This is a genomic window from Shewanella sp. P1-14-1, from assembly GCF_001401775.1.
In the GTDB taxonomy this organism is placed as follows: Bacteria; Pseudomonadota; Gammaproteobacteria; order Enterobacterales; family Shewanellaceae; genus Shewanella; species Shewanella japonica.
Map to the genome: position 1 here is coordinate 23,571 of NZ_LKTL01000024.1, position 22,379 is coordinate 45,949.

The window sequence follows — 22,379 nt, forward strand, 5'->3', positions numbered from 1 at the left end:
TCGCTATTAGCCAATTTTCTTAATAATGGTACGGGAGGAGAGACTTGAACTCTCACACCTTGCGGCACCAGAACCTAAATCTGGCGTGTCTACCAATTCCACCACTCCCGCACAGACTCTGTTTATCATCCAGAACACGATGCTCATTTAACCTTGAGAAGGTAGCTGGTCATATTTCTAAAGTCATACTTTAACTAACCAGCAATCTCTTAATTTACATCTAGAGAAGATGGTAGCAATGGCGGGACTTGAACCTGCGACCCCAGCATTATGAGTGCTGTGCTCTAACCAGCTGAGCTACATTGCCACTTTATTCTTACTTGCCCTCGTCGTGAGGACGGGGCGTATTATGCTTATTCAGGGTATCGAGGTCAACTGCTTTTTTTAGCTATTTTCATCAATTGTTGTTGTTCGGCTATAAGTTCACCAAACTGAGCGTCAAATCGACAAAATATCTTAGTAAAGTTAACCTCAATCCCTTTTTTAAACAATCTTCACACTATAATAGTTTGAAAATCGCTTTTATACGTTGAATAAGAAATGCATTACATCGCCATCTTTAACGATATAACCTTTACCTTCGACACGTAATTTACCCGCATCTTTGGCACCAGCTTCACCTTTATACTCAATGAAGTCATCATAGCTCATCACTTGTGCACGAATGAAGCCACGCTCAAAGTCAGTATGAATAACACCAGCAGCCTGTGGAGCACTTGCGCCAACTGGCACAGTCCAAGCACGCACTTCTTTTACACCAGCGGTAAAGTAAGTTTGTAAATCCAGTAATTGGTAACCTGCACGAATAACGCGATCAAGGCCTGGCTCGTCTAAACCGAGATCTGCCATAAACTCATCACGCTCTTCAGCGTCCATTTCTGCAAGCTCAGATTCAATCGCCGCACAAACAGCAACAACGACAGCATTCTCTGTTTCTGCAATCGCTTTTACTGCATCTAAATGTGGGTTGTTTTCAAAACCATCTTCAGACACGTTAGCAATATACATAGTAGGCTTAAGTGTTAAGAAGTTAAGGTAAGCAATAGCTGCTAACTCTTCTTTACTTAGCTCAAGTGAACGCAGCATTTGGCCTTCATCTAGCGTTGGGCGCATTTTCTCAAGCACTTCAACTTCAAACTTAGCCTCTTTATCGCCACCTTTAGCACGCTTTTGTTGACGTGTAATCGCACGCTCTAAACTATCTAAGTCAGCTAAGGCTAATTCAGTGTTAATCACTTCGATATCGCCAGCTGGATCAACTTTATTAGCAACGTGAACAATGTTTGGGTCTTCAAAACAACGAACCACATGACCAATCGCATCAGTTTCACGAATGTTAGCTAGGAATTTATTTCCTAAGCCTTCACCTTTAGATGCACCAGCAACCAAACCTGCAATATCAACAAATTCCATTGTCGTTGGTAAAATACGCTCAGGGCTAACAATAGCAGCAAGCTTATCTAAACGAGAATCCGGTACTGGTACAACACCAGTGTTAGGCTCAATGGTACAAAACGGGAAGTTAGCTGCTTCAATTCCTGCTTTAGTTAACGCATTAAATAGTGTTGACTTACCAACGTTTGGCAAACCAACAATGCCGCATTTAAAACCCATATTTGTTACCTTTATCTATGTTGAACTGCATCAACACTGATGCAGTGAATATCAATAATCATCTTAAAACCGATGACGATTAGCCCGTTGATACGGTATTAATCCTTACTCAGCTTTAAAAGTATGTAATCTGTTCATGGCTTTCGCCATATCTTGCTTAAATAAAATCTCTGTTGAACGCACTGCTTCATCTATTACTGCGTTCATTTTTTCTTGATCTACTGCGGGTGCTTTACCCAACACATAACCACTGACACGATTTTTATCACCAGGATGGCCGATACCGATACGAAGACGATGGAAGCCTTTATCGTTGCCCATTTTCGCAATGATGTCTTTTAGACCGTTATGGCCACCGTGACCGCCACCAAGTTTGAACTTAGCGACTCCCGGCTCCATATCCAGCTCATCATGTGCAACTAAAATTTGCTCTGGGGTAATTCTAAAAAAGTTAGCTAATGCACTCACTGACTTACCGCTTAAATTCATAAACGTTGTCGGAATTAATAACCTGACATCTTTCCCGTCAATGGTCACTCTTGCGGTTAAACCAAAATATTTGCTATCAGGTACTAAAGTAGCGCCACATAAACGTGCGAGTTCCTGCACATACCATGCACCTGCATTATGACGAGTTTGCGCGTATTCAGCGCCCGGATTTGCAAGGCCGACAATTAGTTTAATTTGACTCATTAGTACTCATTTTTTAGCGAAAATAATACCGCGCGAACAACAAATCAAAGTACAAAAACACACTGACAATGATCTGATTGCGCTAAAGCGCGGCATTTTAACACTCAAAACAGAACTCAACAAATACCCTGTGCTAATTAACCTAAACTCAAGATAATAACTTGGCTTTAAGCGGCTGCTTTTACTGACGAGCGCGTTTAATTTTATTGCCACAAACTGGCTATTGGCGCAAAGGCTGTGCCTAGTAAGAAGAAAAACAGCAGGAGAAAACGAGAAGATAGATGTTTAAAATTAGAAGCGCCTGAACTTTTCAGGCACTTCATTCGACAACATTATCTAATTAATGATTCAGATCTGTGGGTATGGCTAGTCACAATATAGGTCATGCTAAGCCTAATGCATATTTAAGGACTTTCTTTTTGATTGGGTTGTCATGGTTTGCTAGCTTTAACATGCCATTTCTTAATAATTTGAGCGGCAATAAATTATTACTAAAACCAGCATAAAATGCATCCATCGCAGACATCATCAGTAAATTATCGTTATAACGTTTGCACTGATATTGCTGTAACACGCTTCCAGTCCACCAAGGTTTATCGTTGCCAATTGCATCAGCAATCGTCGCAATCAATACATCAACATCTTTAAAACCAATATTCACCCCCTGCCCCGCAAGTGGGTTAATGGTATGTGCTGCATCACCTAATATGACCACATTGTCTTGATAATATGATTGCGCATGTCGACGTGTTAATGGAAAACTGCCTCTGTCGATAACGGTAAAGTCACTATCTAACCGCTCAGGGAAATGCTGTCTGATTTGTTCGGCAAGTTGCACAGGGTTAAGTTGCATTAATTGCTTAATTCGGCTGCGACTGTCATACCAAACTAATGACGCATTTTTACCTGGTAAAGGTAAAAGCGAACGTGGGCCATGAGGTGTAAATTGTTGCCATGTAACATCTTGTTGCTCAGTCGCTGTGGCAACATTAATCAACATGGCTGATTGTGCATAATCCCAACCTGTAATTCCAATACCTGCCCACTGACGGACTTGTGAGTTAGCCCCATCGGCCCCCACAACCAGTGTCGCCATCAGCTCAGCACCAGAATCAAGACTGACTTTAACTTGTGTAGCTTCACTTGAGCTAACTCGTTCAAATCGACTTACACTGTTGGGGCAATATAAAGTGATATTGTCCATCGTCTCAATTTGTTGCCATAGACACAGTTGAATTAAGCGATTTTCAAAAAAGTAACCTAAATGCGGTTCACCTATTTGGTCCGCATGAAACTGAGTGATGCAATCATCCACCTCCCAAGTTTCTAAGCCTTTATATGCCACATGACGTAATGATAATAAGGTGTCCATCACACCAAGACGGTCGAGCAATTGCTCAGAGGCGACACTAATTGCTGACACTCGAAGATCCAGCGCTTGTTCTGGTTCATAGGCCTTGGGTTGATAAGCTTCAATCATTGCCACATTTAAGCCTAACTGCCCCAAGCCAACAGCAACAGCAGCTCCAACCATCCCGCCACCAACAATCACTACATCATGTTGAATCTCTTGACTTTGGTCACTGCCTTCAACCGTATTTTGAACTGCATCTTGCATTACTAAACCCTTCTCATCGCACGTCACACTTGTTGTAGTTAAATATGTGCAAACGTGTCTAAAATCGCTTAATCGTGTCGATATGTTGCTAGACAATCTTTGAGCAACACCTGCTTACAATGGTGACATATTAACCAGTAAACCTCTTCTTATACTCAAATTGTCTAATGAAAACACCTTGCACCACTTCTGTCATGCCAAGGTAAGAGAGGATACTATGTCTACTAACAGCACGTACGTACATTCTACAAAAATTAGCACCAAACTTTCGACAACGTCATTGGCGTTTAATGTAAAAAAAATAACCCGCGTTTTAGTGAGCGCTATATTGGCCGTCACTGGGTTATTTTCTGCTGCATCTCATGCGCAAATACAACCAATGGAAACCGTCACTGTCATCTATCGCACGCCATTTGATTATGCCTTATATCAGCAAACCACGGAAATGCTCACTGGCTTTAATCGAGAGCTAGGCCAGAAAATTATTGCCCAAGCTCGCCAAGACAATGTCACCTTGGCAAAAAGATACGGTTTTTTTGCTGATGACGAACAAGAATTCGTCAATTTAGCAGCAGAGTTTACCCATTCATCAAGATTGCATGCTGATTTAAATCAAAAGGTCATGCTTCAAGCACGTTTAGATAATTTAGCGATGGCCGAAGATTTTGGCTTTTTTGCTAATCAATCAAATGAGTTAGCACAGCAAGATAAATACCCTGAAAAAATAGGGGTATTCGCCATTTCAGAATAATGCTAACAAGATGTGCACAAAGGCTAGCCAGCGAGCCTTTGTGCAGTTAAAATACTCGGCTATTTTTCTGTGGTAATAGAACGGCGTAACTGATGAGTAAAAAACTACACATAAAAACCTGGGGCTGTCAGATGAACGAGTACGATTCATCTAAAATGGCTGATTTGCTGGACGATTATCAAGGTTATACCTTGACTGAGGATGCTGAAGAAGCAGACGTACTGCTACTAAACACATGTTCAATTCGTGAAAAAGCACAGGAAAAAGTGTTTCATCAGCTTGGTCGCTGGAAAACCTTAAAAGATAAAAAACCTGATTTAATTATCGGTGTTGGCGGCTGTGTTGCGTCGCAAGAAGGTAAAGCAATTAAAGAACGTGCTCAGTGTGTTGATATTATTTTTGGCCCACAAACCTTGCACCGTCTTCCTGAAATGATTACCCAAATCAATAACGGTGATAAAGCCGTTATTGATGTGAGCTTCCCTGAAATCGAAAAGTTTGACCGTTTACCTGAGCCTAAAGCTGATGGTCCAACGGCGTTCGTGTCCATTATGGAAGGTTGCAGTAAATATTGTTCTTTCTGTGTTGTGCCATACACACGTGGTGAAGAAGTCAGCCGCCCTGTCGATGATGTGATTTTAGAAGTTGCACAACTCGCGGAGCAAGGTGTACGTGAAGTAAACCTACTTGGCCAAAACGTTAATGCTTTCCGTGGCCCAACTCACGATGATGAAATCTGCACCTTTGCAGAGCTCATTCGCTTAGTAGCATCTATTGATGGCATCGATCGTATTCGCTTTACCACGAGTCACCCTATCGAGTTTTCACAAGACATTATTGATGTCTATGAAGATACACCTGAATTAGTGAGCTTCTTGCACTTACCTGTTCAGTCAGGTTCAGATCGCATCTTAACTAACATGAAACGTGGCCATATGGCGATTGAATACAAGTCAATCATCCGTCGCTTACGTAAAGCCCGTCCTGATATTCACATCAGTTCTGACTTTATTATTGGTTTCCCAGGTGAAACTCAAGCAGACTTTGAAGACACCATGAAGTTAATTGAAGATGTGAGCTTTGATCACAGCTTCAGCTTTATCTACAGTGCACGTCCTGGTACTCCAGCAGCGGACTTGCCTGATGATGTATCCATGGAAGAGAAAAAACAGCGACTAGCGATTTTACAAGACCGTATTACTCAACAAGCGATGCGTTACAGCCGTCAAATGCTAGGTACAGTGCAACGTATTATGGTAGAAGGTCCATCTGTAAAGAATCCAATGGAGCTTCGTGGTCGTACTGAAAATAATCGTGTCGTTAACTTTGAAGGCGATCCAAAGTGCATTGGTGGCTTTGTTGATGTTGAAATCGTTGACGTTTACACGAATTCATTACGTGGCGTATTTGTCCGTGGTGAAGACGAAATGGATTTACGTCGTAGTTTACGCCCGTCAGATATTTTGGCTAAACATAAAACCGATGATGATTTAGGTGTGACTCAGTTCACTCCAAACTAATCATTAATCAGATTATGTTTTGTTAATAAAGGCGGCCTTGAGCCGCCTTTATTATGCTTTTACCATCATAGCGTGGTATTTTAGCGTTTACACTCGTAGATTGATTGTTAATAAACTCTCGTTTTGGAGCAATATTTTTGTCCACTAAAGTAACAACCATGAATTTGTACCTTGAGCCCTCAGAGACTCGAAGGTTGGCCTCATTATGTGGTCCTTATGATGACAACATTAAACAACTTGAGCGCCGTTTAGGGGTTGAGATTGCCCACAAAAACAATCATTTCAAGATTGTAGGCCTACCACGCAACGCATTTAATGCGAATAATTTGCTCAAGCAGTTATATATTGAAACGCAAACGGTTAAAGGCAGCACCCCTGATCTTGAACCTGAGCGCGTGCATTTAGCCATACAAGAAGTCATCAACCTTGAAGCTGAAAGCTCAGGTGAAGACAGTGCCCTGCACATCAAAACTAAACGCGGTGTTATCAAGCCAAGAAATCCAAACCAAGCCAATTATGTGGCCAATATTGCCAAGCATGATATTACTTTTGGTATTGGTCCTGCTGGTACGGGTAAAACCTTCTTAGCCGTGGCTGCAGCCGTTGATGCCCTTGAGCGCCAAGAAGTCCGCCGTATTTTGCTAACTCGACCAGCGGTTGAAGCAGGTGAAAAGTTAGGTTTCTTGCCTGGTGATTTAAGCCAGAAAGTCGACCCTTACTTACGCCCGCTTTATGATGCATTATTTGAAATGCTCGGATTTGAAAAAGTTGAAAAACTGATTGAGCGCAACATTATTGAAATCGCGCCACTTGCTTATATGCGAGGCCGTACCCTAAATGATGCGTTTGTTATTTTGGATGAAAGCCAAAATACCACGGTTGAACAAATGAAAATGTTCCTAACCCGTATCGGCTTTAATTCTCGCGCTGTTATCACAGGTGATATTACTCAAATAGATTTGCCTCGTAGCCAAAAGTCTGGTCTACGCCAAGCTATCGAAGTGCTCAGCGAAGTGAATGACATCAGCTTTAACTTTTTCATGTCACACGATGTTGTGCGTCACCCAATTGTTGCTAGAATTGTTGAAGCCTATGATGCCTTCGACAGTAAAGAGCTAGCAATAAAAGCGGAAAAAGAGCGCCAGTACAAAAAGCGACAAGAAGCATTTAACGAACAAATGACGCAAGAAAATCATGCTACTGAGGTCGTTAAAAATGAGCTCTGAGAAAAGCACGAAACTGGAGCTAGATGTAGACTTACAGATTGCGGTAAATGACCCACAAGCTATTCCGACACAAGAAGAGTTTGAATTATGGGTTCGCACCGCAATTGGTAACACAATGGCACAAGCTGAATTGACGATTCGTATTGTCGAAAATACTGAAAGTCAGCAGCTTAACCATACTTATCGAGGCAAGGATAAACCAACAAATGTTTTATCTTTTCCCTTCGATGCCCCACCAGGGGTAGAATTGCCACTTTTAGGTGATTTAATCATTGCTGCTGAGGTCGTAGAACTCGAAGCAAAACAACAAAATAAGCCCCTTGTTGCACATTGGGCTCATATGGTTATTCATGGCTGCTTGCATTTGCTAGGTTATGACCATATTATCGACAGTGAAGCCGAAGAAATGGAGTCATTAGAGACTCAACTCATTGAAGGTTTAGGTTTTTCAAATCCGTATAAGGAAGCATAAATAAGTCAAAGGATTGCATGAAAGTGCCCTCCAGCGATTTAGTAAAATATTATGAGTGACGACATCCCACCGAGTACCAGCGCCCGTAAAAAAAACTGGATTGACAAAATAGGTCAGTTGTTTCAGGGCGAACCTCAAAATCGTGAAGATCTTGTTGATGTGATTGCAGGCGCTGAAGAGCGTGATCTCATTACCGAAGATACTCGCGAAATGATGAATGGTGTTTTAGAAGTATCGGGTCTTCGCGTTCGCGATATTATGATCCCTCGAAGCCAAATAGTCACATTACAAATCGATAGTACTGTTGAAGAGTTACTTGAAACAGTCATCGAATCAGCGCACTCTCGTTTTCCCGTAGTCAACGAAGATAAAGATCATATTGAAGGTATTTTGTTAGCAAAAGATCTACTCAAATATGGTTTTAAGCAATCTGACCAACCTTTCTCATTACACCAAGTCATTCGACCTGCTGTAGTTGTCCCAGAAAGTAAACGAGTCGATGTGCTGCTAAAAGAATTCCGCTCCCAACGTTATCATATGGCCATTGTGGTTGATGAGTACGGTGGCGTATCCGGTCTAGTCACCATTGAAGATATCTTGGAAGAAATCGTCGGCGAAATTGAAGACGAATTTGACCATAGCTCAGTGGAAGATACGGAAATCAAGAAGATCAGTAACACAGCGTTTATGATTAAAGCCCGCACGCCCATTGATGAATTCAATGAAGCTTGTGGTACCCAATTCAGCGACGAAGAGTTCGATACTGTCGGTGGTTTAGTGTCTCATGCCTTTGGTCATTTACCAGAGCGTAATGAAAGCGTGTTAATCGAAGGCATTGAATTCAAAGTCACTAACGCTGATACTCGACGACTCATTCAGCTTAGTGTGAAGTTACCTGATCCTAAACTTCAAGAAGACAACGACGACTAACACTGTGTTTAAAAAAAATAATATCTCTGCATCATCTTTAGTTAAGATGATGACCGCTTTTATTGCGGGTGCTTCAACCACACTCGCTTTTGCGCCCTACTCCATTTGGGCCTTCTATCCAGCGGCGATGTTATTTGTCCTCTGGCAAAGCCGTAAATTACCCCCAAAAGAAAACTTCTTTCACTGGTTAAGTTTCGGCTTTGGCTGTTTTGCCTTTGGTATAAGCTGGGTACATGTCAGCATCGACACCTTTGGGGGATTACCCTTATTTGTATCGATGACATTAATGGGGTTATTAGCTCTTTACCTAGCACTTTATCCTGCACTGGCAGGCTACCTCACCGCTAAGCTTAGTCAACACCCACGCTTTAAGCATTGGCATTGTTATTTCCAATATCTAGGTTTGTTTCCTGCTCTTTGGGTTATTACAGAGTGGATGCGAGGCTGGGTATTAACTGGGTTCCCGTGGTTATGGGCTGGCTACAGCCAAACCCAAGGGCCGCTTTCTGAGTTAGCCAGCATTGTTGGCGCACTTGGATTAAGTTACATCATTGCCCTATTCTGTGGCTCTATTGCATTAGTCATGAAAAAGCGCTTTATGAGTGCCATCATTATTTCTGCAGTGCTATTGGCGTCCACAATCGCAGCACCAATGATATCGGACATTACCCCTCGCAATGAGACTGTAAAAGTTGCCTTGGTGCAAGGTAATATTGCACAAAGCATGAAATGGGAGCCTGATGCACTATGGCCTACACTGCTAAAATACATGGACTTAAGCCGTCCAAATTTTGATGCTGATATTGTCATATGGCCAGAGGCTGCTGTTCCAGCACCAGAATCAATGGTGGGTGATTTTTTAAGAAACACAGATAAAGTCGCCAATATGAATGACAGTGCCATTATTACTGGCATCATCAGTCTGCAAAAGAATGATTTTTATAATTCTCTTATTGTCCTAGGTAACGCTAATAAAGCCGTTCAACCTATGGGCGATTATCAAGGCAATGGCACTAATGATTATAAAAAACACCACTTACTGCCTATCGGTGAATTCGTCCCGTTTGAGAGTCTACTAAGACCATTGGCACCGTTTTTTAATCTGCCAATGTCATCATTTGCTAGGGGAAATTTTCAACAGCAAAACCTTAACGCTATGGGGTATCAAATTGCTCCAGCACTTTGCTATGAAATCGTATTTCCAGAACAGCTTCGCGCCAATACTCATGCTGATACTGATTTACTGCTTACTGTGTCAAATGATGCATGGTTTGGTGACTCAATTGGCCCCCTACAGCACATGGAAATTGCCCAAATGCGCTCAATTGAGCTTGGTAGACCACTGGTTCGAGCAACCAATAATGGCGTGACAGCTGTGGTTGATGTCCACGGGCGTATTACCCACCAAATACCACAATTTAAAGAAGGCGTATTAGTGGCCGATGTCGCTTTATATGACGGTGAAACTTGGTTTAAACATTTAGGTCAGACCCCATTATTGATATTGTGCTGGTTACTATTACTCGTTGGCATCGCTATTCAAGTGTCGATCTGGAAACAGAGCAAAACTGATTGAACCAAAAACAAAAGCAAACAGGGTTTACCTTAATTGAGCTCGTTGTTGTCATTATCATTTTGGCTATTTTAGCCATCGTGGCAGCACCTAAATTTATCACTGTCTCTACTGAAGCGAGAGTCAGTGGCCTTGCACAGCTCAATGCCAGTGCTAAAACAGCAAATAATCTTGTTTATGCCCGCTCGCAGATGAGTAGCTTTTCTACTCAAGCTGTAGGAAGCCGTGATGATTTGTTAGATATTGATTTAGAAGGTGATGGCAGTTTTAATACCCGCCTAAAATGGGGTTACCTAGATAATACTGATATCGAAAAATGGCTCATTATTGATGATGGTTTTGTGATTGAGTACCAAGGTATTGCAAATACCTTTATCGGTTACGATCTAAACCAAGACGGCAAAGTCCAAGATGACCAATGCTATTTTCTCTATAGCCAAGCTGCTAATGCAACCACCCCACCAGGCTATGTCAACGAGGTGTCTGGGTGTTAAACCGTTAATTGGCTCAGCTGAGCCAATTAACCTTTGCTAAAACATTAAGGTGCTAAAGATTCTCGGGTGAACATTTCATTATCACACTGAGGGCAGTCAGGAATTAAGCTTGGAAACTCAATGCTCATTTCATGGTTACATTCAGTACAAATGACCTTTCCTTGGTTTATCACCTCACCCGACATATAAAAGCCCTTGTGTTTGAAGTCTTGGGCAATCTCATGCCATTCAACTTGGCTTCTATCCGTAATTTCACCTAGCCAATGCCAAAGGGTGTTTTCTAAAGTGATAACTGTAGGACTAAAACTGAGATTTTCAGCATTTTCCTCTTTTACATAGCTTGCGATGTCACGCTTTAAAAATTCTTCTACTAAAGCGAGCTCCTCTGCTTGAGCTTCTGACTTCAATTGCAAATAATCTTTACACTGGGTTACTGATGCAAAAAGGCTCTTTGCAGTCAATGAGTTATCTTCTTCATAGCGCTGTTTCACTTGCTCAAAAAGCGTCTGATAAAGCCCTAATAATGCTGAACTTCTTCCACTCATAAAAAATACTCCTTCATCTGAACCTTTTTAATGCATCACTTCTAGTTTATTCTATGCAGATCTCACTCGCGCTTTTTAGCGTTAGATCAAACAATGGGCGGCATAGGCCGGAATAGATTGATGCAAGAGCAATATAATCCCTCAGAAATTGAAGCCCTAGTGCAAAAGCACTGGGAAGACAAAAAAACCTTCGAAGTTACAGAAGATGAAAACAAAGAGAAATTTTACTGTCTCTCAATGTTCCCTTATCCATCTGGTCGACTTCACATGGGACACGTCCGTAACTACACCATAGGTGATGTTGTTGCTCGTTACCAACGTTTGCAAGGTAAAAATGTATTACAACCTATCGGTTGGGACTCATTCGGCCTACCTGCTGAAAATGCGGCAATCAACAACAAGACAGCCCCAGCACCGTGGACATACGAAAATATCGACTACATGAAAAACCAGCTTAAATTATTAGGTTTTGGTTATGATTGGAGTCGTGAAATTGCGACTTGTACTCCTGAGTACTACCAGTGGGAGCAATGGTTCTTCACCAAGTTATACGAAAAAGGCTTAGTCTATAAAAAGACTGCGTCAGTAAACTGGTGTCCAAACGATGAAACCGTACTCGCCAATGAACAAGTACAAGACGGCTGCTGCTGGCGCTGTGACACTGAAGTGGTTCAAAAAGAAATCCCTCAGTGGTTCATCAAAATTACCGATTACGCTGAAGAGCTATTAAATGATATTGATCAGCTAGACGAATGGCCTGAACAGGTTAAGTCAATGCAGCGTAACTGGATTGGCCGCAGTGAAGGTATCGAAATGACCTTTAATGTTGCTAACAGTGACGAGACGTTCGATATCTACACAACACGTCCTGATACCGTTATGGGTGTGACGTATGTTGCGATTGCAAGCGGTCACCCGCTAGCAGAAAAAGCCGCGCTGAATAACCCAGAGTTAGCTGCATTCATTGAAGAATGTAAAAACGTTGATACCACTGAAGCTGCTATGGCTGCAATGGAGAAAAAAGGCGTTGCAACGGGTCTTAATGCCATTCACCCATTAACGGGTAAAGAAGTCCCAATTTGGGTCGGAAACTTTGTATTAATGAACTATGGCACAGGCGCTGTTATGTCTGTTCCTGCTCATGATCAACGTGATTACGAATTTGCTAAAAAGTATGGTTTAGCCATTGAAGCTGTAATTAAGCCAGTTGATGGTGAGCTAGATATTAGTGAAGAAGCCTTCACTGAAAAAGGCGTACTATTTAATTCAGCTGAGTTCGACGGTCTTGAATTCCAAGCCGCTTTTGATGCGATTGATGCAAAACTTGCCGCAGAAGGTAAAGGTAAGCGTCAAGTCAACTTCCGTCTACGTGACTGGGGTGTTTCTCGTCAACGCTACTGGGGCGCACCAATTCCAATGGTGACCCTTGAAGACGGTACTGTCATGCCAACGCCAGAAGAGCAACTCCCCGTTGTCTTACCTGAAGATGTGGTAATGGATGGTATTCAAAGCCCAATTAAAGCAGACAAAGAGTGGGCTAAGACTGAAGTTAACGGCCAGCCAGCACTGCGTGAAACAGATACCTTCGATACCTTTATGGAGTCATCTTGGTACTACGCACGTTACTGTAGCCCGCATGCCGATCAAATGCTTGACCCTGCTAAAGCGAACTACTGGTTACCAGTGGATCAATACATTGGTGGTATCGAACATGCGTGTATGCACTTACTTTACTTCCGTTTCTTCCACAAATTACTTCGCGATATCGGATTAGTGGATTCGAACGAGCCTGCAAAACGTCTATTGACTCAAGGTATGGTACTTGCTGATGCGTACTACTACACCAATGAGAAAGGCGCTCGAGTTTGGGTTTCACCAGCTGATGTAACAGTTCAAGAAACTGACGACAAAGGCCGTGTAGTTAAGGCTGTCGACAAAGAAGGCCATGAACTGGTTTACACCGGTATGAGCAAAATGTCGAAGTCTAAGAATAACGGTATTGACCCACAAGAAATGGTTGATAAATACGGTGCTGACACCGTACGTTTATTCATGATGTTTGCTGCACCACCTGAGCTAACGCTTGAATGGCAAGAATCAAGTGTTGAAGGTGCACATCGCTTTATTAAGCGTTTATGGAAAACGGCACACGATCATGTTGCTCAAGGTGACGTTGTTGCTCTTGACCCTAAAGCGCTTGATAACAATCAAAAAGCACTTCGTCGTGAACTGCATAAGACTATCGCCAAAGTCAGTGATGACATCGAGCGTCGTCAAATGTTCAACACTGCTATTGCCGCTATCATGGAGCTAATGAACAAATTGCAAAAAGCACCGTCTGCTAACGAGCAAGACCGTGCACTTATGCAAGAAGCATTAACTGCAGTAACGCGTTTGCTTTACCCTATCATTCCACATACAAGCTTTAGCTTATGGACTGCTTTAGGTAACCAAACTGATATTGAAGATAGCTTATGGCCAACAGTTGATGAGTCAGCACTGGTTGAAGACAGCAAACTTATTATCGTTCAAGTGAATGGTAAACTGCGCGCTAAAATCACCGTTGCTGCAGATGCATCAAAAGAGGAAGTTGAAGCGTTAGGCTTAGCGGATGAAAACGTACAAAAGTTCACTGACGGTGTCACCGTGCGTAAAGTGATTTACGTACCAGGTAAACTGCTGAACATTGTTGCAAAATAATCATTTTCAACAATTAACGCTGTTCACTACAGTGAAATAATGCATTTTCTGACAGTAAGGTTGCTATTGATTAGCAACCTTACTTATTTCCCTGTAATCTATTATTCAACTTTGCTTTAGCAAAATATCCACTCCAACGTTTAAAAGGATGCCAATAACAGTGATGCTAATACAACGCATTAGCTTGGCAATAATCGCACTGGTTATCTTAACCACTGCAGGTTGCGGCTTTAAATTACAACGCAGTTATTCTATTCCAGCTGAGCTTGAAGAATTACATTTAAGCACCAGCGATCAATACAGTGAGCTATCAAGACTGGTAAGCGACAGATTACGTATTCATGCAGTCTCAACAGTACCTGCATCAGATACAACGCCAACACTAAGGTTAATTAACGACTCATTAGAGCGAGCGACATTATCGTTATACCCAACAGGTAACGTTGCCGAATACGAATTGATTTATTTAGTGAATTATTCCGTCACTTTGCCACAATCTGAACCACAAATTTTCCATGCTGAAGTACGTCGCGATTACCAAGACGATCCTCGTACAGCTCTCGCTAAAAGTCGCGAGATGGATATGTTGGTCAAAGAAATGCGTATTCAAGCAGCTGACAACATTATTCAAACGTTGGCCTCAATCGAGGTGAATTGATGCGGGTTTACCCAGATCAAATAAGCCAGCATTTAAAAAATCCGCAAGGTTGCTACCTGTTATTTGGCGATGACCCATGGCTCATCGAAAATTGCAAAGGACAGATTTTAGCAGCAGCGAAAAAGCATGGCTTTGATGAACGTGTTCACTTAACTCAAGAAACAGGTTTCAGCTGGAATGATTTGATTCAGGAATGGCAATCCATGAGTTTATTTGCCAGTCGACGGATCATTGAATTAACCCTGCCACAAGCTAAACCCGGCACAGAAGGCTCAGCTGCATTAATTTCAATGATGCAAAGCCCTAATCCAGACATTATTTTACTTATTCACGGACCAAAGCTGTCCGCTGAAACTAAAAGTAAATGGTTTAAGACCCTCGATGCATCTGGCATTTATTTACCTTGTACCACCCCAGAAGGGAAGCAATTTCAGCGCTGGCTAGATAACCGAATCCATCATTATCATTTGCAAGTGCAAATGGATGCCAAAGCCATGCTGTTTAATTTGTTTGAAGGTAACTTATTAGCAGCAGAGCAAGCACTACAGCTACTGCAATTACTCAGTCCGGAACAACCGATTCATAGTGATCATTTAACTGATTATTTTGAAGATCAATCTCGCTTTACCGTATTTCAGCTTACGGATGCCCTATTAGGTAACCATCAAAAGCACGCACAGCACATGCTGGTGCAATTAAATGGTGAAGGCACCGCCATGCCAATTTTAATGTGGGCACTGTTTAAAGAACTTAATGTACTGCTTAGTTTAAAAACGGCGGTCGAAGAAGGCGCACAGCTTAATAGTCTTTGGCAGCAGCACCGTATATGGGATAAACGCAAACCGCTTTATCAAGCAGCATTAACTCGCTTAACCCTAAGCCAAATCGAACACATGCTTGCCTTTGCTTCAAAAATGGAAATGAATCTCAAACAACACGGTATTGAAGATTGGACCGCTATGAGTCATTTATGTTTGCTATTTGATCCAAATGCACATCGCCGCCTTTCCCATATTGAGCTACAGACATGAAAATAGGATTACTAGGCGGCACTTTTGACCCAATTCATTTAGGTCACATCAAGCCCGCATTGGAAGTCTTGCATCAGCTAAATCTCGATAAAATTTGGTTAATGCCAAATCATATACCGCCCCACAAACAATCAACGACAGTCAACAGTCAACATCGTCTTGCAATGACTCAAGCTGTCTGTGAGCTATATGATGAGTTTGCACTTTGTGATATTGAAATTAATCGTGACACGCCATCATATTCGGTAGCAACGTTAGCATTACTTAAACAGCAATATCCCCAGCATCAGTTTTACTTCATTATGGGAACCGACTCGTTTATCCAATTACCCACTTGGTATCACTGGCAATCATTATTCGACTTATGCCATATCGTCGTGTGTCAGCGACCAGGTTGGCAGTTAACAGCTGAACATCCAATGACAATCGTATTAGCAGATAACCAACTCGTCAGTACCAGTGCATTGACAGGAAAAATCTACCCTATCGAAGTACAGCCGCAAGATATCTCCTCGACACAAATACGCCAATTGCTGAGCAATTTAACAGTCGAAGAACGCCAAGACTCAAACAATGCACAGCTAAATGCATTACTCCCTGAGGTCATTCAGCAATACATTTGCCAACATAGTCTGTATCAAGCTAATTAAGCTGTTCATTTGCACGCCAGTTCAATTGCGCTAACAGGGGTATTTTGCGTATAATGCCCCGTTGTTTTAACAGATCGAGGTAAGTGACGTGCAGAGCACGGAATTAAAAGATTTTGTTGTCGATAAGATCGATGACCTAAAAGCCAAAGACGTTGTGGTATTAGACGTGGCAAACCAATCGCACATTACTGATTTTATGGTAATTTGTTCTGGTACATCAAAAACACATGTTCGTGCAATCGCAGAGAATATGATCGTCGAAGCTAAAACTGCAGGCATGCAACCATTAGGTGTTGAAGGTCGTGACAGCAGCGAATGGGTACTGGTTGATTTAGGTGGCGTAATTTTACACGTGATGCAGCAAGCAACACGCGAATTCTACGACCTAGAAAAACTATGGACTGATAGCGACGCATAATGAAGTTACAACTGATTGCTGTTGGCACTAAGATGCCAGATTGGGTCACCCGCGGATTTGAAGAGTACCAACGTCGCTTTCCTCGCGATATGGCGTTAGAACTGATTGAAATCCCCGCAGGAAAGCGCGGTAAAAATGCTGATATAGCACGCATTCTTCAAAAAGAAGGCGAACTTATGCTAGCAGCAGTGCCCAAAGGCAATCACATTGTAAGCCTAGATTTGCCAGGCAAGAATTGGGAAACGCCCCAACTTGCTCAGCAACTCAGTAAATGGCAACTTGATGGCCGCGATGTCAGCTTATTGATTGGCGGTCCTGAAGGTCTTGCTCCTGACTGTAAAGCAGCAGCAAGCCAAAGTTGGTGTTTATCTGCACTGACTTTACCCCATCCATTAGTTCGAGTTTTGGTGGCAGAAAGCCTTTATCGAGCATGGAGCATAAATAACAACCACCCCTACCACAGAGAATAAACCTAATTGGTAAAGCGCTGGTAAAAGTGAAGTTAATTCAGCTAATATAGCTATTCTGAATTTTTTCTGCCTTACCCCTATCGGAGATAGCTTAAGTGTCGCCAAAAAAGCGCATTGCCATGCACGACCACGCTGCCGAGGCGTCGCTATTCAAACGTCGTGCTTTGTTTACCTTCCTGTGCGTATTTGTCCTAATCAGTATCCTGCTGTCTAATCTATACCAATTGCAGGTTGTCTCTTTCCAAGATTACGAAACACGTTCCAATGATAACCGTATTCGTGTGGTGCCTGTTGCCCCTAGTCGTGGTCTTATTTATGACAGACACGGACAGTTACTGGCTGAAAACCAACCTTTTTATACGTTAGAACTGATCCCAGAAAAAGCCCAAGGAATAACTGAGTCGCTGGATAAACTCAATGAGATCATTGCGCTCACCCCAGATGAACGAGAAAGCATCACTGAAAGATTGCGTTACCATCGCCGATTTAAGCCACTTACAATTAAATCCCGTCTCACTGAAGAACAAGTTGCCACATTTAGTGTTAACCAACACCAATTTCCTGGCTTTAGAGTAGAGGCAGGTCTTAAACGTCATTACCCATATGAAGGCTTAATGACCCATGTATTGGGTTATGTTGGAAAAATTAATGCCCGTGACCGTGCTTCACTTGAAAGCTCAGGACAATGGAAAAACTATGCCGCAACCAATGACATTGGCAAACAAGGCATCGAAAAATTCTACGAAAGCTTATTATTAGGTAAACCTGGCCACTTAGAAGAAGAAGTGAATAACCGTGGTCGAGTGATCCGTACCTTAAAAGTCACTCCGCCGACACCGGGTCAAGATATCTACTTAACATTAGATTTAAAGCTGCAGCAAAAAGCCATGGAGTTACTCGATGGTCGCCGTGGCTCTGTTGTCGCTATTGACCCGCAAGATGGTGGTGTTCTCGCCATGGTTTCTAGCCCAACTTACGACCCTAATTTATTCGTACATGGCATTAGTTCTAAAGCCTATAGCGCATTACTTAATGATAAATCTAGACCTCTGATTAACCGTGCAACACAAGGTCAATATTCACCGGCATCGACGATTAAACCCCATGTCGCACTGCTTGGGCTAGAAGAAAAAACCATTACCGAGAAAACCCGTATTTGGGATCCTGGCTTTTGGCAAATTCCGAATGTTGAGCGTAAGTACCGAGATTGGAAACGTTGGGGTCACGGTTGGGTAGATGTGTATAGTTCAATCATGGATTCCTGCGACACGTTTTTCTATGATCTCGCCTATAAAGTCGGTGTCGATAAAATTGCCCAGTTTATGTCCCAATTTGGTTTTGGTGAATCCACTGGCATCGATATTTACGAAGAGGCCAACGGCATCATGCCTTCGAAAGATTGGAAGCGCATGCGCTATAACCAACCTTGGTATATTGGTGACACTATTTCGGTGGGAATTGGCCAAGGTTACTGGACAACCACGCCATTACAGCTAACGAATGCTGCCACCATATTAGCCAATCATGGACAGCGCTTCACACCTCATTTGTTAAAATCATTTAAAGATGAAACATCAAAAATTGATACACCGATAGATGAGCAAGCCCCAATTGTGCTCGATAATGACAACAACTGGGAAATCATCAATGAAGCAATGCGCCGCACAGCTCACAAATCTCGCTTTACCGATGCTACTTATACCGCAGCAATGAAAACCGGTACGGCGCAAGTATTCAGTGTCGCACAAGATGCCAAATACGATTCTGAAACCGTTGCAGAGCATTTACGAGATAACGCATTAATCATTGCCTATGCCCCTTATGAGAACCCGAAAATAGTCTTAGCAGTTGTACTTGAAAATGCAGGCTGGGGTGGTGTTAATGCAGGGCCAGTTGCCCGTGCTCTATTGGATGAATATATGTTACGTGACGAATGGAAGGTAGAAGAATGAATGCTTCTCACCACCCACATAAAAAAAATATCTGGCAAAAACTTCACATAGATTTGCCACTATTACTGGGCCTATTAGCATTAATGCTATTTGGCTTATTTGTGATTTATTCAGCCAGTGGCGAAGATGCAGCCATGATGGAGCGTCAGTTAGTTCGCTTAACACTGTCGCTAGGCGTAATGTTTGTATTTGCACAAATTAACCCTGAAATCCTCAGGCGCTGGGCTTTGCCCATCTACGTTGCAGGCATAATACTGCTCTTGGGAGTGCACTTTTTTGGCACCATCAATAAAGGCGCACAACGTTGGTTAAACCTCGGTTTTATGGAGTTTCAGCCCTCTGAACTCATCAAATTAGCCTTCCCTATTACGATGGCTTGGTATATCAGTAAGTTTCCATTGCCGCCTAAAAAACGTCACTTAGCGGGCGGTTTAGTCATACTGTTAATCCCAACGTTATTAATTGCCAAACAACCGGATTTAGGGACCTCGATTCTTGTTGCCGCATCAGGTGTATTTGTCCTGTTTTTATCAGGCATGAGCTGGGTTATTGTCGGCAGTTGTGTCGCAGCAATTTTGGCGCTTCTGCCAATACTGTGGTTCTTTTTAATGCACGATTATCAACGCACACGTGTGATGACCCTATTCGATCCTGAACGTGATCCTCTAGGTGCTGGCTACCATATTATCCAATCCAAAATTGCCATTGGTTCTGGTGGTCTATGGGGTAAAGGCTGGCTACAGGGCTCACAATCACAATTAGAATTCTTACCTGAGCGCCACACTGATTTCATTTTTGCCGTGATAGGCGAAGAGTTTGGTTTGATAGGTAGTTTAATTTTATTAGGCTTGTACTTGTATATCATTGGCCGAGGCCTTGTTATCGCCTCACGAGCACAAACCAGTTTTGCCCGCTTGCTCGCGGGCAGTATTACCCTGACCTTCTTCGTTTATATTTTCGTGAATATTGGCATGGTTTCCGGCATTTTACCTGTAGTGGGCGTACCACTGCCGTTAGTCAGCTATGGCGGTACATCGATGATGACATTGATGATAGGATTTGGCATCTTAATGAGTATTCATACTCATCGACGATTCATAGACCGTTAAGTATTGCGCTGTATATTATGCGTAGAGTCGTAACACAAAGGCTCGCATTACAATAAGTCGCTAATAAACATTAAACAATAGGATTGTTAATGCACTTTAAAACAAGACTCGCAGCTGGATTAGCATTGCTACTGAGCTGCACCAGCCTTCAAGCTGAAGATACGGTGAATACGCAAGTGACTGATAGCGCTACGATGACCGATAGCGCTGAAGTCCTCGCCCTAAAACAAGAATTTATCGCCACCCAAGTCAGTAAAGGGTTTACTGAACAAGAAGTGCAGCAATTTCTTTCCAGTGCTAACCACAATCAAGCTGTATTAGATGCCATTTCAAAACCTTGGGAAGCCAAACCTTGGCATCAATATTACCCCATTTTCTTAACTGATAAGCGATTAGAAAAAGGCCTCGCATTTTGGCAAGAAAATGCTGAGACCATTCAAAAGGCAGCTGAAAAATTTCAAGTCGACCCACAAATTATCGTGGCCATTATTGGTATTGAAACTTTCTACGGCGGTTACATGGGTAACTATAAGGTTCAAGATGCTTTATATACCTTAGGATTTTATTACCCGCCAAGAGCGACCTTTTTCCGCAGCGAGTTTGGCAACTTGATGTCACTGATCAAAGAAGAACAATTAGATAACGATAATCTAAAAGGCTCTTACGCTGGCGCAATGGGTTATGGTCAATTTATTCCTTCAAGTTATCGCCATTACTCTGTTGACTTCAGTGGCGATGGACGTCGAGATTTACTCAATAGTAAAGAAGACGCCATTGGCAGTGTTGCTAACTACTTTCATCAACACGGATGGAAAAAAGGTGCTCCTGTTACACTCAAATTAAACCACACCAGTGACACTGCGCCTGCTGCAAGTGTTTGGGTTAAGGGTAAGCCAACACAAACCGTTGCAGACATTTTAGCGCCAAGTTTAAGTCTGGCAGAATCTAAAGACATCGATGCATCACAAGCTGCATTATTAATTAAGCTTGAACAACCTGAGATGAACGAGTATTGGTTAGGTTTAAATAATTTTTACGTCATCACTCGTTATAATCGTAGCCCGCTTTATGCTATGGCCGTATACCAGTTTAGCCAACAGTTAGAAGCAGCTTATCATGCAAAATAACACTCGTTTAAGCCTTGTCATCGTGAGTTTATGTGCTTTGCTCAGCGCGTGTTCAAGCTCTGGTTCAAGCCAAGATGATCGTTATCAAATGAAAAATGATCGGGCTCCGAAAAGTGCCCCAGATGTCAGTAAAGTTGAAGATGCCCATCCCAAATATGAGCCCTACAGTCGACAAGGCAATAAGCGAACGTATACCGTGCGTGGTAAGTCATATACTGTACTACCGACAGCAAAAGACTTCAGACAAAGTGGTTACGCCTCTTGGTACGGCTCTAAGTTTCATGGTCATTTAACCTCAAATGGCGAAACCTATGACATGTACTCAATGTCTGCGGCGCACAAGACTTTGCCTTTACCTAGCTATGTTAAAGTGACCAATGAAGCCAATAACAAACAGGTTATCGTTCGAGTCAATGATCGCGGCCCATTTCACGAAGGGCGTATTATTGATTTGTCATATGCTGCGGCCTATAAACTCGACATGCTAGGTAGCGGTACTGCCAAAGTAAGTATTGAAACCATTCATATTGAGTCACCTGAATCTATGGCCCTAGATGAGCTAAAAGATGACAGCGTACATATCATTCAAGTTGTGGCCTCTAAAGACCAAATAAGAATTAACGTATTAGCGAAAGAGTTTGAGCGCAAATACAAGGTGCCTGCAATAGTAGAAAGTGCAAATGGCTTTTACCGCTTACTGCTAGGACCGATAGCCCAAACCTACCTAGCCAATAAGTTATTAACCCAGATAAAACAAGACGGTTACCCACAAAGTTACCTGAGAACACCGACAAAAAAATAAATCGATAATAACCTGTCATTACCGAC

Annotated in this window: 21 protein-coding genes and 2 tRNA genes; 17 read left to right on the forward strand and 6 right to left on the reverse strand. The window is 42.4% G+C overall.

What is annotated here, in order from left to right; translation table 11 throughout:
* Nucleotides 1-26: 26 nt before the first annotated feature.
* From AN944_RS16545 to AN944_RS16565, 5 genes are all read right to left on the reverse strand, one after another.
* Nucleotides 27-111 (reverse strand) — tRNA-Leu (locus tag AN944_RS16545).
* 119 nt (nucleotides 112-230) lie between these two features.
* Nucleotides 231-307, reverse strand: a tRNA-Met gene (locus tag AN944_RS16550).
* 215 nt (nucleotides 308-522) lie between these two features.
* Nucleotides 523-1,614, reverse strand: coding sequence for a redox-regulated ATPase YchF (ychF, locus tag AN944_RS16555; RefSeq protein WP_055025752.1), 1,092 nt, complete (start codon nucleotides 1,612-1,614; stop codon nucleotides 523-525).
* Nucleotides 1,615-1,719: 105 nt separating this feature from the next.
* Entirely contained in the window at nucleotides 1,720-2,307 is a 588-nt protein-coding gene (gene pth / locus AN944_RS16560) for an aminoacyl-tRNA hydrolase (protein ID WP_055025753.1), read from the reverse strand.
* A 382-nt stretch (nucleotides 2,308-2,689) separates the two neighbouring features.
* Nucleotides 2,690-3,925, reverse strand: coding sequence for an FAD-dependent monooxygenase (locus tag AN944_RS16565; RefSeq protein WP_055025754.1), 1,236 nt, complete (start codon nucleotides 3,923-3,925; stop codon nucleotides 2,690-2,692).
* A 217-nt stretch (nucleotides 3,926-4,142) separates the two neighbouring features.
* Between AN944_RS16565 and AN944_RS16570 the strand changes: the two genes are divergently transcribed.
* The 7 genes from AN944_RS16570 (at nucleotide 4,143) to AN944_RS16600 (ending at nucleotide 10,891) form a co-directional block, all read left to right on the forward strand.
* Entirely contained in the window at nucleotides 4,143-4,676 is a 534-nt protein-coding gene (locus tag AN944_RS16570) for a hypothetical protein (RefSeq protein ID WP_055025755.1), read from the forward strand.
* A 92-nt stretch (nucleotides 4,677-4,768) separates the two neighbouring features.
* Nucleotides 4,769-6,196 carry a tRNA (N6-isopentenyl adenosine(37)-C2)-methylthiotransferase MiaB gene (miaB, locus tag AN944_RS16575; RefSeq protein WP_055025756.1) on the forward strand — a complete coding sequence of 476 codons (1,428 nt, stop codon included), beginning with the start codon at nucleotides 4,769-4,771 and terminating at the stop codon, nucleotides 6,194-6,196.
* 137 nt (nucleotides 6,197-6,333) lie between these two features.
* Nucleotides 6,334-7,422, forward strand: coding sequence for a PhoH family protein (locus AN944_RS16580; protein ID WP_055025757.1), 1,089 nt, complete (start codon nucleotides 6,334-6,336; stop codon nucleotides 7,420-7,422).
* Nucleotides 7,412-7,894, forward strand: coding sequence for an rRNA maturation RNase YbeY (ybeY, locus tag AN944_RS16585; RefSeq protein ID WP_055025758.1), 483 nt, complete (start codon nucleotides 7,412-7,414; stop codon nucleotides 7,892-7,894). Before AN944_RS16580 ends, ybeY begins: the two co-directional genes overlap by 11 nt.
* Nucleotides 7,895-7,945: 51 nt before the next feature.
* Nucleotides 7,946-8,824, forward strand: coding sequence for a CNNM family magnesium/cobalt transport protein CorC (gene corC / locus AN944_RS16590; RefSeq protein WP_055025759.1), 879 nt, complete (start codon nucleotides 7,946-7,948; stop codon nucleotides 8,822-8,824).
* A 46-nt stretch (nucleotides 8,825-8,870) separates the two neighbouring features.
* Nucleotides 8,871-10,400, forward strand: a complete 1,530-nt coding sequence (gene lnt, locus AN944_RS16595; protein WP_055025804.1) for an apolipoprotein N-acyltransferase — start codon at nucleotides 8,871-8,873, stop codon at nucleotides 10,398-10,400.
* Nucleotides 10,397-10,891, forward strand: coding sequence for a prepilin-type N-terminal cleavage/methylation domain-containing protein (locus AN944_RS16600; RefSeq protein ID WP_055025760.1), 495 nt, complete (start codon nucleotides 10,397-10,399; stop codon nucleotides 10,889-10,891). Before lnt ends, AN944_RS16600 begins: the two co-directional genes overlap by 4 nt.
* Nucleotides 10,892-10,935: 44 nt before the next feature.
* On the opposite strand, the gene AN944_RS16605 is transcribed toward AN944_RS16600, so the two are convergent.
* Nucleotides 10,936-11,436 carry a zinc ribbon-containing protein gene (locus AN944_RS16605; RefSeq protein ID WP_055025761.1) on the reverse strand — a complete coding sequence of 167 codons (501 nt, stop codon included), beginning with the start codon at nucleotides 11,434-11,436 and terminating at the stop codon, nucleotides 10,936-10,938.
* Between the two features lie 120 nt (nucleotides 11,437-11,556).
* On the opposite strand from AN944_RS16605, the gene leuS reads away from it, so the two are divergent.
* From leuS to AN944_RS16655, 10 genes are all read left to right on the forward strand, one after another.
* Nucleotides 11,557-14,136, forward strand: coding sequence for a leucine--tRNA ligase (gene leuS, locus AN944_RS16610; RefSeq protein WP_055025762.1), 2,580 nt, complete (start codon nucleotides 11,557-11,559; stop codon nucleotides 14,134-14,136).
* A 163-nt stretch (nucleotides 14,137-14,299) separates the two neighbouring features.
* A complete protein-coding gene (gene lptE, locus AN944_RS16615; RefSeq protein WP_055025763.1) occupies nucleotides 14,300-14,794 on the forward strand; it encodes an LPS assembly lipoprotein LptE in 495 nt (164 codons plus the stop codon).
* The gene (holA, locus tag AN944_RS16620; RefSeq protein ID WP_055025764.1) at nucleotides 14,794-15,825 is read left to right on the forward strand and encodes a DNA polymerase III subunit delta; all 1,032 of its coding nucleotides are present in this window, start codon (nucleotides 14,794-14,796) and stop codon (nucleotides 15,823-15,825) included. Before lptE ends, holA begins: the two co-directional genes overlap by 1 nt.
* Complete coding sequence (gene nadD / locus AN944_RS16625; protein WP_055025765.1) at nucleotides 15,822-16,475, forward strand: nicotinate-nucleotide adenylyltransferase; 654 nt, start codon at nucleotides 15,822-15,824, stop codon at nucleotides 16,473-16,475. The genes holA and nadD overlap by 4 nt, the downstream gene beginning before the upstream one ends.
* An 88-nt stretch (nucleotides 16,476-16,563) precedes the next feature.
* Nucleotides 16,564-16,893 carry a ribosome silencing factor gene (gene rsfS / locus AN944_RS16630; RefSeq protein WP_055025766.1) on the forward strand — a complete coding sequence of 110 codons (330 nt, stop codon included), beginning with the start codon at nucleotides 16,564-16,566 and terminating at the stop codon, nucleotides 16,891-16,893.
* Nucleotides 16,893-17,363: a 23S rRNA (pseudouridine(1915)-N(3))-methyltransferase RlmH gene (gene rlmH, locus AN944_RS16635; protein ID WP_055025767.1), complete on the forward strand. Its 471-nt coding sequence runs from the start codon at nucleotides 16,893-16,895 to the stop codon at nucleotides 17,361-17,363. Before rsfS ends, rlmH begins: the two co-directional genes overlap by 1 nt.
* A gap of 95 nt (nucleotides 17,364-17,458) precedes the next feature.
* Entirely contained in the window at nucleotides 17,459-19,315 is a 1,857-nt protein-coding gene (mrdA, locus tag AN944_RS16640; protein ID WP_055025768.1) for a penicillin-binding protein 2, read from the forward strand.
* On the forward strand, nucleotides 19,312-20,424 hold the full coding sequence (gene rodA, locus AN944_RS16645) for a rod shape-determining protein RodA (RefSeq protein WP_055025769.1): 1,113 nt from the start codon (nucleotides 19,312-19,314) through the stop codon (nucleotides 20,422-20,424). The genes mrdA and rodA overlap by 4 nt, the downstream gene beginning before the upstream one ends.
* Nucleotides 20,425-20,513: 89 nt before the next feature.
* A complete protein-coding gene (gene mltB, locus AN944_RS16650) occupies nucleotides 20,514-21,551 on the forward strand; it encodes a lytic murein transglycosylase B (RefSeq protein ID WP_055025770.1) in 1,038 nt (345 codons plus the stop codon).
* Nucleotides 21,541-22,353, forward strand: coding sequence for a septal ring lytic transglycosylase RlpA family protein (locus AN944_RS16655; protein ID WP_197495555.1), 813 nt, complete (start codon nucleotides 21,541-21,543; stop codon nucleotides 22,351-22,353). Before mltB ends, AN944_RS16655 begins: the two co-directional genes overlap by 11 nt.
* Nucleotides 22,354-22,379 lie beyond the last annotated feature (26 nt).